Annotated in this window: 18 protein-coding genes and 1 riboswitch; of the genes, 9 read left to right on the forward strand and 9 right to left on the reverse strand. The window is 40.5% G+C overall.

What is annotated here, in order from left to right:
* From QWZ01_RS11900 to QWZ01_RS11910, 3 genes are all read left to right on the forward strand, one after another.
* Window positions 1-939 (forward strand): phosphatase PAP2 family protein, encoded by a 939-nt coding sequence (locus QWZ01_RS11900; protein ID WP_290323552.1) that lies wholly within the window; start codon window positions 1-3, stop codon window positions 937-939.
* Window positions 940-1,154: 215 nt separating this feature from the next.
* Entirely contained in the window at window positions 1,155-1,922 is a 768-nt protein-coding gene (locus QWZ01_RS11905; protein WP_290323553.1) for a hypothetical protein, read from the forward strand.
* A gap of 167 nt (window positions 1,923-2,089) precedes the next feature.
* On the forward strand, window positions 2,090-2,662 hold the full coding sequence (locus QWZ01_RS11910) for a CAP domain-containing protein (protein WP_290323554.1): 573 nt from the start codon (window positions 2,090-2,092) through the stop codon (window positions 2,660-2,662).
* Window positions 2,663-2,691: 29 nt separating this feature from the next.
* Here QWZ01_RS11910 and QWZ01_RS11915 read toward each other — a convergent pair whose 3' ends face one another.
* Window positions 2,692-3,756 (reverse strand): polysaccharide deacetylase family protein, encoded by a 1,065-nt coding sequence (locus QWZ01_RS11915; RefSeq protein ID WP_290323555.1) that lies wholly within the window; start codon window positions 3,754-3,756, stop codon window positions 2,692-2,694.
* 139 nt (window positions 3,757-3,895) lie between these two features.
* Here QWZ01_RS11915 and QWZ01_RS11920 point away from each other — a divergent pair, with 139 nt between their 5' ends.
* The 3 genes from QWZ01_RS11920 (at window position 3,896) to QWZ01_RS11930 (ending at window position 5,481) form a co-directional block, all read left to right on the forward strand.
* A complete protein-coding gene (locus QWZ01_RS11920; RefSeq protein ID WP_290323556.1) occupies window positions 3,896-4,168 on the forward strand; it encodes a hypothetical protein in 273 nt (90 codons plus the stop codon).
* Window positions 4,165-4,926: an MBL fold metallo-hydrolase gene (locus QWZ01_RS11925; protein WP_290323557.1), complete on the forward strand. Its 762-nt coding sequence runs from the start codon at window positions 4,165-4,167 to the stop codon at window positions 4,924-4,926. Before QWZ01_RS11920 ends, QWZ01_RS11925 begins: the two co-directional genes overlap by 4 nt.
* Before the next feature lie 135 nt (window positions 4,927-5,061).
* Window positions 5,062-5,481, forward strand: coding sequence for a BLUF domain-containing protein (locus QWZ01_RS11930; protein WP_290323558.1), 420 nt, complete (start codon window positions 5,062-5,064; stop codon window positions 5,479-5,481).
* A 210-nt stretch (window positions 5,482-5,691) separates the two neighbouring features.
* On the opposite strand, the gene QWZ01_RS11935 is transcribed toward QWZ01_RS11930, so the two are convergent.
* Window positions 5,692-6,153: a hypothetical protein gene (locus tag QWZ01_RS11935; protein ID WP_290323559.1), complete on the reverse strand. Its 462-nt coding sequence runs from the start codon at window positions 6,151-6,153 to the stop codon at window positions 5,692-5,694.
* A gap of 177 nt (window positions 6,154-6,330) precedes the next feature.
* On the opposite strand from QWZ01_RS11935, the gene QWZ01_RS11940 reads away from it, so the two are divergent.
* The 3 genes from QWZ01_RS11940 (at window position 6,331) to QWZ01_RS11950 (ending at window position 9,869) form a co-directional block, all read left to right on the forward strand.
* Complete coding sequence (locus QWZ01_RS11940; protein ID WP_290323560.1) at window positions 6,331-7,086, forward strand: SGNH/GDSL hydrolase family protein; 756 nt, start codon at window positions 6,331-6,333, stop codon at window positions 7,084-7,086.
* Between the two features lie 137 nt (window positions 7,087-7,223).
* On the forward strand, window positions 7,224-8,849 hold the full coding sequence (locus tag QWZ01_RS11945; RefSeq protein WP_290323561.1) for an amidase: 1,626 nt from the start codon (window positions 7,224-7,226) through the stop codon (window positions 8,847-8,849).
* Between the two features lie 90 nt (window positions 8,850-8,939).
* A complete protein-coding gene (locus QWZ01_RS11950) occupies window positions 8,940-9,869 on the forward strand; it encodes a DUF72 domain-containing protein (protein WP_290323562.1) in 930 nt (309 codons plus the stop codon).
* Here the strand turns inward: QWZ01_RS11950 and QWZ01_RS11955 are convergent.
* From QWZ01_RS11955 to QWZ01_RS11985, 7 genes are all read right to left on the reverse strand, one after another.
* Window positions 9,866-10,561, reverse strand: coding sequence for a DUF1345 domain-containing protein (locus tag QWZ01_RS11955; RefSeq protein WP_290323563.1), 696 nt, complete (start codon window positions 10,559-10,561; stop codon window positions 9,866-9,868). The genes QWZ01_RS11950 and QWZ01_RS11955 overlap by 4 nt on opposite strands.
* A gap of 52 nt (window positions 10,562-10,613) precedes the next feature.
* The gene (locus QWZ01_RS11960) at window positions 10,614-10,814 is read right to left on the reverse strand and encodes a YwbE family protein (RefSeq protein WP_290323564.1); all 201 of its coding nucleotides are present in this window, start codon (window positions 10,812-10,814) and stop codon (window positions 10,614-10,616) included.
* A 137-nt stretch (window positions 10,815-10,951) separates the two neighbouring features.
* Window positions 10,952-12,286, reverse strand: coding sequence for an argininosuccinate lyase (gene argH / locus QWZ01_RS11965; RefSeq protein WP_290323565.1), 1,335 nt, complete (start codon window positions 12,284-12,286; stop codon window positions 10,952-10,954).
* Window positions 12,287-12,487: 201 nt separating this feature from the next.
* A riboswitch (SAM riboswitch) is annotated at window positions 12,488-12,595 on the forward strand.
* Between the two features lie 138 nt (window positions 12,596-12,733).
* Window positions 12,734-13,582 (reverse strand): transglutaminase-like domain-containing protein, encoded by an 849-nt coding sequence (locus QWZ01_RS11970; RefSeq protein ID WP_290323566.1) that lies wholly within the window; start codon window positions 13,580-13,582, stop codon window positions 12,734-12,736.
* A gap of 4 nt (window positions 13,583-13,586) precedes the next feature.
* On the reverse strand, window positions 13,587-14,324 hold the full coding sequence (locus QWZ01_RS11975) for a proteasome-type protease (protein ID WP_290323567.1): 738 nt from the start codon (window positions 14,322-14,324) through the stop codon (window positions 13,587-13,589).
* A gap of 162 nt (window positions 14,325-14,486) precedes the next feature.
* Window positions 14,487-15,419, reverse strand: a complete 933-nt coding sequence (locus tag QWZ01_RS11980; protein WP_290323568.1) for a bestrophin family protein — start codon at window positions 15,417-15,419, stop codon at window positions 14,487-14,489.
* A 23-nt stretch (window positions 15,420-15,442) separates the two neighbouring features.
* The gene (locus QWZ01_RS11985) at window positions 15,443-15,922 is read right to left on the reverse strand and encodes a hypothetical protein (protein ID WP_290323569.1); all 480 of its coding nucleotides are present in this window, start codon (window positions 15,920-15,922) and stop codon (window positions 15,443-15,445) included.
* Window positions 15,923-15,929: the final 7 nt, after the last annotated feature.

Below are 15,929 nucleotides of genomic sequence, written 5' to 3' on the forward strand. Positions count from 1 at the left end.
GTGGATAGTACTGGGAAAAACAACCTGACAATTAATACAAAAACGATACTGATTGTTTCGCTCTTTTCAATAGCCTATTTACTACTTTCGCGCTTTTTGATCGGCTTTAAGTCTGACCAGGTTACATTGGTACTTATATTCAATGTGCTGTTCTATGCATCGGCCATCACCCGTAAATTTATATTGGGCTTTACCATATTTATTATTTACTGGGTGATATTTGATTTCATGAAGGCTTTTCCCAATTACAACTTCAACACAGTTCACATAGCCGACCTTTATAATCTCGAAAAGCACTTATTCGGTATAAATGACAATGGCATTAGGGTTACCCCAAACGAATATTGGAAACTGCACAGCAAAACAGCTGTAGATGTAATTACTGGGATCTTTTATCTATGCTGGATTCCCGTTCCACTTGGCTTTGCAGCGTTTTTGTTTTTTAAAAATAAACGGCAGTTCCTTTATTTTTCGCTCACTTTTGTGTTGGTTAACCTGTTGGGCTTTGTTGTTTATTATGTATTTCCGGCTGCACCGCCATGGTATATTCAGTATCACGGCTTTGCCTTTACTCCGTTAACAGCAGGCAATACAGCCGGCCTTGCCCGTTTTGACAATTACTTTCACGCGGGCATCTTTAAATCCATATACACCAAGGGATCAAATGTGTTTGCGGCTATGCCGTCACTGCATTCCTCCTACCCGGTTATTGTGGTGTATTACGGTATCAAAAACCGCTTGGGACTTGTTAATATAATTTTCGCGATAGTTATGGTTGGTATATGGTTTACGGCTGTATATGCAAGTCATCATTATGTACTGGATGTAATGGCAGGTATATTGTGTGCCAGCATAGGAATTGCGCTGTTTAATTTACTGATTAACAAGGTAAAATCGCTGCAAAACTTTATTAACAGCTACGAGCGCGTTATATCCTGATTACTATACAGTTTGCTATATTAATTAAATTCTGCAAGGTTGAAAAATGACGAGGGTTGGATAGCAACTACTCATAAATTCACCATTTAAATCACAATTTCTTAATAAAACACACAAAAACCTTGTATTGTTGTTTCCCGCTGTCTATTAAGCAATAAACAGGCACACTATTTGACTATGATTATGGAATTAGCCGAACGTTCGATAATCTATACATGAAGAAACTTTTCCTTAGCTTATTTATTTTGCTAACTATGTTCCAATTGTCGGCACATGCTGATAAATTGGATAGCCTCAAACAAAAACTACAGATCACCAGCGATTCACTAAAAGGTCCCGTATATATAGCGATTGCAGATCAGTACTTATTAAAAAATGACAGCATCAGCAGCAGGCGCTTAAAATTCCTTAACCAGTTGGAGGCGTTGAATTATACCATGCTGGGGTTACACATTTACTCCAATCTTGAAGATTCCCTTGGCCTACGTACCTGTTATAATAATCTGTCGAAAATTTACCGTTTGCAGCGTAAATATATTCAGGCCAAATGGTTCATTCTTCAATCCAATTCTATTTCACGCATACGCAAAGACGTCCCGAATATTATCGCCTCTCTGATTGAACTCTCAGCCATTAAAGGTGATATGGAAGATTATAAAATGGCCCAGGCCGATTTAAATGAGGCATTGAAACTCGCCATAAAAAGCAAAAAGCCCAAAAATGAATCGGATGTTCAATTGGGTTATGCCGGGCTTTACCGTCAAATGAAGGAATTTACTAAAGCATCTCTCGCTATAAAGCGGCACGAAGAGATAGATGATAGTATACATAAGGCCCAAGTAGATAGCCTGGCTCGTTTGGCTGCCCGTGATTCAATCCAAATGAGGAAAAAGGATTCCATCATCGTCAAAAAAAAAGTATATATCTCCAAAAGCAAAAAGACCTCCAAGCCAAACTCAATCAAACGAATAGCTTCATTGTAATACTTATAACAGGTATGATATTGATGGCTATAGCTATTGTAATCTATTACAAACGGCGAAGGCCGGGCCGATGGCGCATGCACATAAGAAAACCACGCTTATAACGTTCCATGTATGGCTGATGAGTTTAAATTAAACTACCTGCGGGTAAATCTGTCTATGGGGATATGAGGAAGTTGATTGTTAAAGTTATTTTTACGCTGACCGTTTTATTTACATCTTACAGCGCACATGCGCAAAGCGACCGACAATTTAAAGCCGAATTTTTAAACCGCATCAATTCAACAAGACAAAAAGGCTGCAATTGCGGTGCCCGTTATATGCCCCCTGCCCCACCCATAACCTGGAACAATGATTTGGAAGATGCCGCAGCTGAACATGCTAAGGACATGGCTAAACGAAATTATTTTGACCAGATCAGTAAAGACGGCCGCAGTATGGGCGATTGGATTCTGAATGCCGGTTATACATACAAGGGCTTTAAAAGCTATGCCATTGGCGAAAACATTGCCTCCGGACAGGAAAGCATTGGCGAAGTTATGGATGGCTGGTTTAAAAGCGAAGGCCATTGTTTAAACCTGATGAACCCGGATTTTAGAGAGGTTGGCGCAGCCATGTACAAAAACTACTGGGTACAGGATTTTGGCGGGCGCGAATCATTTTCGGCCGAGCAGCAAAAGCTCATTAAATCAGGTAAATATCGGTTGGTGCAAAAAAAGATAGCCGGGCACGATAATTAACCTCATCCATTAATTTCTAACATATTTAATTACTCTGCGTTACCCACTTTTACGCGGCGTTCCATTACTTCGCGCCAGGTAGTTAATATAAATCCCTGCTTCGCCAGAAATGCTTTTAATCTCGGATCCGTCATGGCCAGCAGATCACCTTTTCGTTTTTGGCCGGTATCGGAAATATATTTAAATGTTGCTGAAGGCTGGGTGCAGTGCATAATAACCATAGTAAGACCAGGCGAAAGCCGCCCGATGCTTTCTATATAATGATCGGTGTACCACTGCTGTATTTCCTTATCCGTCTTTTTTTCAATATCGGGCATTTGCCAGTCATAGCTTGAATTATGCAGATCGTCTAACACGGGCAAGCCTCCTTTCCATATCCTGGTACCGATCTCCTTTGCATCGTTCAACTCAAAAGGGTCTGGTATTTGCATGCCTTCGGTATATTTACCTTGTTTTTTTAAACTGGCTATGGTGGCAGCCCTGGCCTCTGCCCGGTAAAAAAGATCATCGCCGCCGGGAAACATGATCGGTATCTGTTTTTCAATACCCAATTTAATGTATCGCTCCATAAATGACTCTTTGGCAAACAGCGTACCCATATGCGAGTCGAGATGTGTTGGTTTAAAACCCATGCTTATTGCACGGTCAAGTTGCGCACGAATCTCTTTTTCAATTTCATCTGCAGTAGCCCTGAAATATACTGCCTCTACCGAAGGCCAAAGACACCCCTGTTTATCTGTTAAACCAGGTACGGCTGTCTTACCCGCCAAAGGGCCCCATCTGTAATTATCCCACTCCGAGGTTAAGGTTAAATGCAAACCAGCATCAATGGTTGGGTGTTTATCCAAAAACTGTTTAATTTCCGGCACCCAGGCGCATGGCATCATTACGCTTGTTGATGTGGCTGTACCTTCGGTTAATGCTTTTTCCACACCCTCGTTTGAATCGTGCGACATGCCTGCATCGTCTACATGTAAAATAATAACGCGGGCACCTTTGGGCCAGCCGAGCCGCTCGGCATAGGTTTTGGCTTGTTGTGCAAAAGCAGCGGTGCATAATGCTATGCTCAGTATAAGTAAAAGAAGCTTTTTCATGATACTGTGTTTTAGGACAAATGGTTAATTAAATATAAGCATATGCACATCATTAATTCAAGCAATCCCAGCGTCAGCTTTTTTAAAATTCAGGAAATTCAAAGTGCAATTACGTATACTTTTGCTAATTTTGGAATTGATGTTGCCCGCTACTAATCATACACTCGAAAAACTGGAATTGCTGCTAAAATCGGCAGGGTACCGTGTACGGTATGAAAAGGGCAATTTTAAAACCGGCTCATGTTTATTACTCAATAGCCGTATGGTGATGATTAACCGTTTCTCAAATCTGGAGAGTAAGATACTGGCCATTGTGGAGCTTTTACGTGACCTTGAGGTAGATTATAAACTGTTTGATGATAAGCAGGTTGCATTTTTGCAGGAAATTAAACAAACTAAACTGCAGCTGTGACCATAACATTTTTAGGAACCGGAACTTCACAGGGTGTGCCTGTTATTGCCTGTGGATGTGAGATATGCACCTCTACCGATACTCAGGATAAACGCCTGCGCACCTCCATTTTAATAGAAGCTGCAGATAAAACAATAGTTATTGATTCAGGGCCTGATTTCAGGTACCAAATGCTGAGAGCCGGAGTAAAGCACCTGGATGCTATTGTATTTACCCACGAACATAAAGACCATATTGCCGGTATGGATGATATAAGGGCGTTTAATTACAAGCAAAACAGCCCGGTGGATGTTTATGCTGATGCCCGCGTGCGAAAAGCCCTCATTCGTGAGTTTCCTTATATTTTTGATGGCACCGGCTATCCAGGCATACCACAGGTTGTAGTGCATCCGATTGATACTACCTCATTTAATATAGGCAGTGTGAAGTTTACGCCAATTGAGGTGATGCATTATAAGCTGCCCATATTAGGTTTCAGAATAAAGGATTTCACTTATATTACAGATGCCAAAACGGTTTCTGAAAGCGAGAAAGAAAAGATCAGAGGTACAAAAACGCTCGTGATCAATGCGCTTCAAAAACAAACCCATATATCACACTTTACGCTGGCCGAAGCCATTGCCTTTGCCGATGAAATTGGTGCCGAAAAAACATATCTTACACACATTAGCCACCGTTTGGGCAAACATTTTGACATTTCAAAAGAGCTTCCGGCTAATATTGAGCTTGCCTATGATGGCTTAAAAATCACAGTTTAAAATCGGGGACACAACCCTGGTGTTTAACATTTTACAATAAACTGAATTATTTTCGTTTAGAAAAAAACAATATTTGCGGGCATCCGTTGTGGGGAATAGTATTTATATCCCGTGCGGATATCAAGCCCCTGCTGAATGGAATATATTGTTTATGTGAGCACAGCTGATACGCTGTTGACTGAATTGGAATTGGTAGATTTACTTAACGTTGCACGCGACAAAAACGAAAAATATGGTGTTACGGGAATGCTGTTATACTGCGAAGGCACCTTTATGCAAGTTATAGAAGGTGAAGCCGATAGCGTTAACCTCATTTACAGTTTTATTGAACAGGACACACGGCATAAAAATATTATTAAGCTGGCCACCGGTAAAATAGATCAAAGAAACTTCCCCGACTGGACTATGGGTTTTGCATCTATAAATTCAGAAACCTTACAAGACATTGAAGGATACCTTAGTTCACCTTTAAGTGCCGCTACTGGTGACGAACATATCACAGTTAACATGCTTAAAACATTTGCCGATAGCAACAAGCTTTACATCTCTTTTTAAATTCTCCATTATAATTTTTCTTTTTAAAATATTACCCAGAATATCTTCGGCCATTTAATAGATTATTTGTTATAATCGCTAATATAAGAACAATAATTTATTAACCATTGTTTTAATTATTAATTATTGTTTAATAAAAATAATCCGAAGAGAAATAAAAAATATTTTTTGGAAGCCGAGTATAGTGATTTGCCTAATTTTCCAATCAAATCACAGTTTGATAAAGCTTACTTTATCCAATGTACCTCTGTATTTATTTAAGTAGCCGGTATTACGTACATTGACCTTTCCTTTTATCGTAATAAAGCTTTTATTGATTTGGGTAAAAGTCCCATTGTTATACTCAAACAGGCCAATTCTTGTTCCGGTTAAGTATAATGGGCAATCCTGGCTAAAATTAACCCACAGGGCCTTTTTTAATGAATGATCAGCAAAAAGGCTATCATTAAATAAGGCCGATTGCTCATAACCCTCTATGTATTTTCCGGTAACCTCTACATACTGTTTGTCGTACTTCTCAAGGTGACTGGTCAATTCTGCAAAATCAACCTTTTTAAAGGTGACACCTTCGTTACAATTACTTTCAAAAACCTGGTGCTGTTTACCGCACGACAGAAACAATGCCAGCAGTGCATTAACAAAAAACACTTTACTTATTTTAACCGGCATCATTACATTAAAATCAGATTATGAATATAACGAAAATAGGTGGCTGTAAAGTGGGTGCTCTTAAATTCTATCCTGATTATTACACTATAAAAACAAGTAACCTTTTTATAACACATCTGCTAAATGCTTTTATTTATTGTAATTATGTAATACATTTAGCTATCAATTATACCCATACATATGAAACTAAAATTAACTTTCCTATTCCTTGCACTTTTTACTGCAGGTGTTAAGGCCCAAACCACACCACAAACCACTAAAGACGACGAGGCTGAAATTAAACGTAAAAAACAAGACGAAGCATTTCACAAAGACTGGGCAAATATTAAGCGTTTCGAGGCCGACAACAGTACTGTAATAGCTCAGCCCACCACAAATTCAAAAAGCGTGGTGTACATGGGCGACTCCATTACCGATTTTTGGATCAACAGCGATCCTTCTTTTTTCGCGGGTAAACCTTACTACGATCGTGGTATAAGCGGACAAACTACTACCCAAATGCTGGTACGCTTTCGTGACGATGTTATTAATTTAAAGCCAGCAGTGGTGGTTATATTGGCTGGTATCAATGATATTGCTCAAAACAATGGCCCAATAAAGCTGGAAGATGTTTTTGGCAACATACAATCAATGGCTGTATTGGCTAAGGATGCAGGAATAAAAGTAGTGTTGTCATCAGTATTACCGGCATTTGATTTTCCGTGGCGCCCGGGTTTAGAGCCTGCTGAAAAAGTTGTTAAACTTAACGCCATGATAAAAGATTATGCTGATAAAAATCGCTTGGTATATCTTGATTATTTTACAGCAATGGCCGATGAAAATAAAGGTTTACCCAAATCATTATCGGCCGATGGCGTACATCCCAACCTGGCAGGCTATAAAGTGATGGAACCGTTGGCAGAAAAAGCCATAGCACAAGCGCTGAAAAAGAAATAATATTTATCCATTCATTGATGATCTATCAAACCTAATATTAGCCCACACTAATATTAGGTTTGATAGATTTTTTGTTTTCAGGCAGATATAATAAGACAAATATTTTGTTAATTGTAGTAAAAAAAAGTATTGCGGTTATGCACAGAAGAAATTTTCTTAAAACAGGTTCATTGGCAGGTTTAACCATCTCATCCGTGATTGCCTGTGGTCAGCCATCAGCTCAAAAACAGGCTGATGAGAGCGCCTCAGAGCCATATGATGACAAATTTGAACTTTCAGAAGCTACCATAACCGATCTGCAGCAAAAAATGCAGGCCAAACAATACACCTCCCGCCAGTTAACAGAACTTTACCTTAAGCGAATTGATACCATTGATAAGAATGGCCCTAAACTAAATTCAGTTATTGAACTGAACAAAGATGCACTCAATATGGCTGATGCCATGGATAAGGAACGTTCAAAAGGCAAAATACGCGGACCGCTTCACGGTATCCCGGTACTAATCAAAGACAATATCAACACCGGCGACAATATGCACACCACAGCCGGCTCATTAGCATTGGCCGATAACTTTGCCAAGCAGGATGCTTTTATTGTGCATAAACTGCGAGAAGCAGGTGCGGTATTGCTGGGCAAAACAAATTTGAGCGAGTGGGCCAATTTTCGTTCCGACCATTCTACCAGCGCTTGGAGCAGCCGGGGCGGGCAAACCAAATGCCCTTATATTCTTGATCGCAATCCAAGCGGTTCAAGTGCCGGTTCAGGCTCGGCCGCGGCAGCTAATTTATGCACCGTGGCTATCGGTACGGAGACTGATGGCTCTATCGTATCACCTTCATCAGTAAATGGCCTGGTTGGGCTTAAACCTACCGTAGGCTTGTGGAGTCGTACAGGCATTATCCCTATTTCAAAAACTCAGGATACCGCCGGCCCCATGACACGTACGGTTAAAGATGCCGCTATACTTTTAGGCGCCTTGGCCGCTATAGATGCACAGGATAACTTCACCCTGAACAGCAAGGGAAAAGCAGAAGCCGATTACACCAAATTTCTGGATTTAAACGGACTACAGGGCAAACGCCTGGGTATTGAAAAATCGACATTTGAATACAGCAGACCATCCGTTGTAGCCTTACTGAAGGAGGCCGTTGAACTGCTCAAAAGTAAGGGCGCTATCATAGTTGAAGTTGAATTATACAAAGCGCTGAAAAATGTAAGCAAAGGTGAGTTTACCGTATTGTTGTACGAGTTTAAAGATGGCTTAAATCAATACTTAGCCAATGCTAACAGCAAAACTAAAACTCTTGCAGATGTAATTGCCTTTAATAAGCAAAATAAAGTCAAGGCTATGCCCTTTTTTCAACAGGAAACATTGGAGCTTGCGCAAACCAAAGGCGATTTAAAAACTCCGGAATATCTTGATGCACTAAAACAAACCAGCGAGGGCACACGCAGTGTAATTGATAAAATATTGACCGATAATAAACTGGATGCCATTATTGGCCCAACTAACGGGCCTGCAGGTTGCATTGACCTGGTTAACGGCGATTATGATAATGGGTTTTCATTTTCCGGCCCTGCCGCCAAAGCCGGTTATCCGCATATAACTGTGCCCATGGGTTTGGCACATGGCTTACCGGTTGGTCTTTCGTTTTTTAGTACCGCTTACAAAGAGGGTGACATCATTAAACTGGGCTATGCGTATGAACAGGCTTCTAAAAAAAGGATTCCCCCAGTTTTTAAGCCTGATCTGTTTGCTTAACTCGAGATAAAGTTGATAAATAGCTTAGGTATTTTAAATAAATTATACTTTTATAAACTTAATCAACCCATTTAAACTAAATATAAGTACATGGAATTTGGACGCGTAGCCCCGGAAGAATTAGCAAGCGTTGATTTTACGCTTCCAGCTGATACTGAATTAACGGTAAGTACCTTAAAAGCTGCTAAAAACAATCAGCCATTACAGGTACATGTAGGCTGCGCCAAATGGGGCCGAAAAGAGTGGGTTGGCCAGATCTATCCTTCCAAAACCAAAGAAGCCAACTTTTTGGATGAATATGTTAAACATTTTGACTGTATTGAGCTTAATGCCACCTTCTATAATGTTTACGGGCCTGATATCATTGCTAAATGGAAAGCAAAGGCCGATAGTAACCCCGATTTTAAGTTCTGCCCTAAATTTTCGCAAAGCATCAGCCATATACGCCGCTTAAAAAATGCTGAAGATATTACCACCAGCTATTATGAAGGAGTTTTAGCTTTTGGTGAAAAACTTGGCCCTATGTTTTTGCAATTGAGTGATAATTATACACCCAAAAGCTTTCCTGAGTTAAAAGCGTACCTCGAACAACTACCCAAAGACGTACCCATATTTGTAGAATTAAGGCATAAGGAATGGTTTGCAGTACCGGAAAACAGTGAAAAAGTTTTTAAACTACTGCATGATCTGGATATTGGCGCCGTAATAACTGATGCCTCGGGCAGGCGTGATGTGGTACATATGAACCTGCCTACTCCGCACGCTTTTATCCGCTTTGTAGGAACAGTAGAAAAAGATGGTGAATTTGCAATAGACGAAGCTCGTTTGGACGAATGGGTTGTCCGTATAAAACAATGGCAGCAACAGGGTTTAAAATCGGTATGGTTCTTTATGCACCAGCATGATGAACGCTATTCGCCTGTAATGGCCGATTATGTAACTGATAAACTTAACAATGCTTTAGGTACGCAGATACTTCGCCCTAAATTTATCGATACAACACAAAATACCTTGTTTTAATTAGCCACCAGGCCCGATATAACATTGATGCTGAGCGCCACTATAGCGGTATTGAATGCAAATGATATCATACCATGCATCCAGGCCAGTCTGCGGATCTGGCGTGAGGAAATTTCGACGTCAGATACCTGGAAGGTCATGCCGATAACAAACGAAAAATATACAAAGTCGAGGTAGTCAGGTTCTTTTAAATCGCCTGGAAAGTCCAACCCGCCTAATGGTTTTCTTTTATTATCATTATCCGTATCAGTTGCATAATACATATGCGCGTAACGCAGGGTAAATATTGTATGTACCAGTATCCAGGATATAATAACAGAAGCCATCCCCAGTAAAATATGTCCTGTTACAGCTTCTGGAGATAACTGCTTTGAAGATTTTAAAAGAAAGAAAATAGCCAGCATACTGATCAGCGATGCGACTAAAACAAACAGAAATATCAAAGTCCGGCTCGAATCTTCAATTTTGGCAATCGCGTGTAGCTCTGCCGGGTGCGAAGAAAGGATGATCACCCAATCTAAAATTATAATTGCCAAAGCAATGGCTATCCAAGTAAATAATATTACCGCCGGGGCACTAAAGTGACCCCAGCAAAAAAAAGCGGTAATTACCCCAACTGCCAGCGAACTCATCAACCTGTAGTGAGCATCCATGCGCAGCCATATTTTGTTTTTCGGTTTATTTGCAGGCATAATAAAGTTTACAGTAAATATGGCGATGAATTGTGTAGAATTGATGAATTAATTAATCTTCTTCTACTATCCAGGCAACACGACCTACCTGCCCGTCATCCAGCTGCACTTTGATACCTCGAGAATGGTAAGCCGCGCTGGTGAGTAGTCTTTTTACAATTCCGCGCGTTAGGGTACCTGTACGCTGATCTTTTTTCAGGATAATATCAACTTCAAGGCCGGGATAAATATCGCTTCTGTTTTGTCCGTTCATAATAGTTGATCTCTTTTTCTTTTTGCAAATAAGGAAGCCTGTGACCCTGAGCTTGTTGAAGGGAGACAGTAGAGGCCCTCCCACCATGCTTAGACAAGCTCAGCATGACAACCATTTATTATTTCACCAATTTCTTTTTATTTCACCAATTCCGTTATCGCCTCTTCAACCTTTTTAAAATCAAAATTAGCTATCAGTTTATCAAATGCGGCGGTGATATGTTCATTTCCTAAATTACCGATACTGCCTTCATGGGTATGATTCACTGATTTATCCGGGTTGAAATCACCCTGCTCAATAACCAAACCAATTTGCTTGTAAGCATCGCGGAAAGGGGTGCCGCTAAGCACCATCCGGTTTACTTCTTCTACACTAAACAGGTATGCATATTTAGGGTCATTTAGTATATCAGTATTAACAGTTATATTCTGCAGCATAAAGGTAGCCATATGCAAACAGCTTTTCAGATCGGCAAACGCCGGGAATAATAATTCTTTTAACAATTGCAATTCGCGATGATAACCCGATGGTAAATTAGTGGTCATCATGGCAACATCATTAGGCAATGCCTGCAGGCGGTTACATTTGCCACGCATAATTTCCCACACATCAGGATTCTTTTTGTGCGGCATAATGCTGCTGCCTGTTGTTAAGGTATCAGGGTAGCTTACAAAGGCAAAATTCTGACTCAGGTATAAGGCCTGATCCATAGCCATTTTAGCCAATGTAGCGGCAACAGATGATATGGCTTGCGCGATGATCCTCTCGGTTTTTCCACGCCCCATCTGCGCATATACTACGTTATAATTTAAACTATCAAAGCCAAGCAGCTGGGTAGTTAGGGTACGGTTTAAGGGGAACGATGAGCCATAACCGGCTGCAGAACCCAAAGGATTCTTATTAGTGATGCGGTAAGCAGCTAAAACCAACTCCAGATCATCGGCCAGGCTTTCAGCATATGCGCCAAACCACAAACCAAATGACGAGGGCATAGCCACCTGCAAATGGGTATAACCAGGCAATAAAACATCTTTGTGCTTTTCGCTTAGTGTTATCAACTCACGAAACAAAGTTTCAGTTTCCTCTACCACCTGCTGTAACTGGTTACGGAAAAACAGTTTCAAATCAACCAATACCTGGTCATTACGGGAGCGGCCGCTATGGATCTTTTTTCCGGCATCACCAATACGTTGGGTAAGCAGCATTTCTACCTGCGAATGAACATCCTCTACCCCATCCTCAATAGTAAAACCACCTTTTTCAATATCAGCATAAATAGCTTTTAATTCGCGCTGAACCAGGTCAAGGTCGGCGGTATCCATCAGCCCTATGCTTTGAAGCATGCGGGTGTGTGCCAATGATCCCAGCACATCAAAAGCGGCCATTTGTTCATCAAATTCTCTGTCGCGGCCAACAGTAAAGTTTTCTACCAGTTCATTTACATTAGTAGTTTTTTGCCATAACTTGCTCATAGTGCAAATATGTGAATTATTGCGTACTTGTTAGAGAGATATATAATAAACACATACCCCATCATTAAGAACAGACTTTTTATCATCCTGGATGAAAAATTAACCCGAACTAAATTATTTTAAAATAATCTACTATTTCTATAGGAATTATATAATTAGTTTTTATATTTGCAGTGTCAACAGACAAATAGTTCTTTATTAAGCTTATCAAGAAAGACTGAGGGAAAGGCCCAAAGACGTCTTAGCAACCTGTACATCCGCATAATGTAAAAGGTGCTAATTCCTGCTCCGCAAGGAGAAAGATAAAAAAGATCTTAACCCCCGCCCATCTTAGTAAGTGATTTATAGTTTTTTTTCAAGTCGTGTGACCGAGAGGATAGGTTAAGGTCTGCAAAACCTTCTACGGCAGTTCGAATCTGCCCGCGACGTCAAATTTCCCTTTAATATTTATAAATACGACAACCCTTTAAAACCACCATTGGTATAATAAAACGGTTCAAAGTGTTCACCCCCGGCAAGTTCACAGCTTACCTGCATGGTGGTAAAAGTTATATCGCCAAAAATATTGGCTATGGCTGTGTCGGCAGCATCCCGTCCGGTGGCTATCTTGATAAGGCCATTTAATGGCACCAGTTTGGTAGCATCAAACAATACCCAGTTACCACCAAGGTAAGCCTCAAAACAGGCGTGAAAATCAGCAGGCTTCAAATGGTAGGCATACCCGGTAAAGTAACGTGCAGGTATAGTTAAAGCCCTGCATAAGGCTATACCCAAATGTGCAAAATCACGGCATACGCCAGCTTGTTCTGTTACAGTATCAAAAGCCGATGTTTGCGAGTTACTATAGCCGCTGAGGTATTGCACGTTTTTATGAATCCAATCGGTAAGGGTTTCTACCTGCTCAAAAGGATTGGTGATATGCCCAAACATGTTATGCGCCAAACGGTATAACTTGTCTGACTGGCAATACCTGCTTGGATTAAGATAAGGCAGTACAGCAATATCCAGATGGGCCACCAACGTTTCTTCCTGCTGCGAATAATCTGTTATTTCATAATAATTATCCACCAGTGCCTTATAGGTTACTTTGATAGTTCCCGGCTGGGCAACTTCAAAACGCATCAGCCGGTTTTCGCCCTGGGCAGATACCAGTTCCTCTGTTTTGATATAGGGTTCAATCGTAAACTCCTCATTAAGCAGCGTTTGGTATTGTGTGCGTAAAGCGTGTATGTTTAATATCAATGTGCCCGGCGACCGTACTACATATTCCATTTGGGTAAACACATCGAATTTCATATGATCAGCTCTCTGTTTTAATTTCTTTTAGTTTGTCAAATGCAGCATCCATCCAGTCTTCGGATATATGATCAAGGCCATTTTTTAATTCCTCGGCCCATTCGGTTGATATATATTCCAGATCTTTTTTCTCGTAGCGCTGCTCTACCATCTCAAAGGTGTCTTTTTTATAAAGCACCACATCAATCGGAAAATCAACATTATTAGAGCTTACCCTTGTAGAATCAAACGACAGAAAGCCGGTTTTAAGGGCCAGTTTCAGGCTCGAATCTTCTTCCAGTATCCTGTTTAAAATGGCCTTGCCATGCCCCGAGTTACCTATCACCACATAGGGTGCCCCCTGCCCCAATTCTACCCAGTTACCTTCCGGATAAAGTAAAAAAAGCTTATGCTCGTGGTCGTCTTTAAGTTGCCCGCCTATAATAGTGTTCAGGTCAAATTTAAAGCCTGCCTTTTCCAATGCTACCCTATCCTCTTCAGCGGCACGTTTTACTTGTTCACCAAAAGCATTTACGGCTTTATACAGTTTATTAAATTCCTGATTTTCTAACTGTTCTGTAAAATAGGTAATGGCTTTATCCCTTACCGACCGCAAACCGCTTGTCATGATAAAAAGCGAAAAATGGTCTTTTTGTTCTATGGTGATCTTCTTTTTAACCGTAGTATCGGTACCAGAAGTTATGCGTGTGTCGGCTATGGCTAATAATCCTTCTTTAACCTTAATTCCCAGGCAGTAAGTCATTTTAATAATTGGGAGGTGTTACTTAATTTCCCATTAGCCAAAGTAATTAAATAATAGCACATTCATTAACCAAATTACAATAGGCTTGGTATACAAAATAAAAGCGGCGCCAATTGGCGCCGCCTTCCGGGATAGCAGGGGTTGTTTATAGTTGTTTAGTTACTATAATATATAAAACACGGCCTGGTTACTGGCTTGCTTAACTGTGGCCGCCTCCATATCCTTAGGCAATTCGTCTTTAAGCATTTGTTTTAAGTCGTGCTCAATTTTACGGCTTATGGTAGTTGTTGGTGTATCTGTAGGCATGTTTTCAAATGGGTCCTGTAAATGGATGGCCATTTTTTCGATCAGGAAGAATGCCGATGATATAGCGATCACCAATGGAACCTGCAGTATACCAAAAAACTCTATAAGGCTAAATGGTAGCAGCAGCACAAAAAACAATACCAACCAGTGAATATAAACGCTGTAAGTAGCCGGGAATACCGTGTTTTTGATACGCTCGCAACCACCCATGGAGTTTACAAAACCGGTAAGGGTATTATCCATGTTGATCTGCTGAAATTCGTTTATCCAACCCAGTTTATACAGGGTACGCAGATCGTGGCCCTGCAACTCATTTAAAGCCAATGGCACATGATCCAGATTCTTAATATTATTCAGATCATCCTCAGTTAAATAAGCCTCCAGGTTTTGTTTGGAATTTTGCTTGCGCAAGTGATGGCTTAAACTATAGCACCAGGCTATCTGGCGTTTCACAATTCGTTCTTTAAGAGCCCATTTCTCTTCACCATCGTAACTACTATCAACAAATGTTAATACCTGGCGGGTAAAGGTACGGCAATCATTTACTATAGCTCCCCACAGCTGTCTGGCTTCCCACCAGCGGTCATACGCCTGGTTCGACCGAAAAGCCAACAGCAACGAGATAATAGTACCTAATATAGTTGGTACAGCTAAGGGAATAGATATTTCTTTTAAATTATAGTACTGATGTATAAAGTATATAACCGATGAATAAATGGCTACCATGATCAGTTCTTTCTTTATTTTACCGAATACATAGGTGGCCGGAATATTTTCTTTTAATAACATGATATTTTGATTTAGGTGATCTATTACTGTTGTTCAATCAGTTCGTTTTCAGGGGTGATGATATCAACCATTGGCCCTGTTATTTCAGCGATATTTATTACCCGCACAGCGCTCTTTTCAATGAGTATTTCCGGATCGATGCTGTTTTTAAATAACAACTTGTAATTACTATGCGGCGGCACAATGCCATCAACTTCATGCGCATCAAGGTAGTTGTTAAAAACAGCTACGGTGCTGCCATAAAAAATATCAATATGGATACGGTTAATTAAATGGCTGTAATCTTTTTCAAGATCGCGACATCTTTTATAAAAATTATCAGGTATTTGCCTGATCTCGGCAGAACGGCGCGAAAGCATCAGCAACTCGCTGATAGAATCAGTTATTTTTAACATGTGCACCAACATAATATTAAGCTTTTGAGGATAATATTGCTGGGCTATTTCGGGGATACTTTGAAGTGACTGATATGTAAAATCGGTGGGGATGAGCAGCGTTTTCATAGTCGTA

Origin of the sequence: Mucilaginibacter aquaedulcis, assembly GCF_030409325.1 — a bacterium.
Lineage (GTDB): Bacteria > Bacteroidota > Bacteroidia > Sphingobacteriales > Sphingobacteriaceae > Mucilaginibacter > Mucilaginibacter aquaedulcis.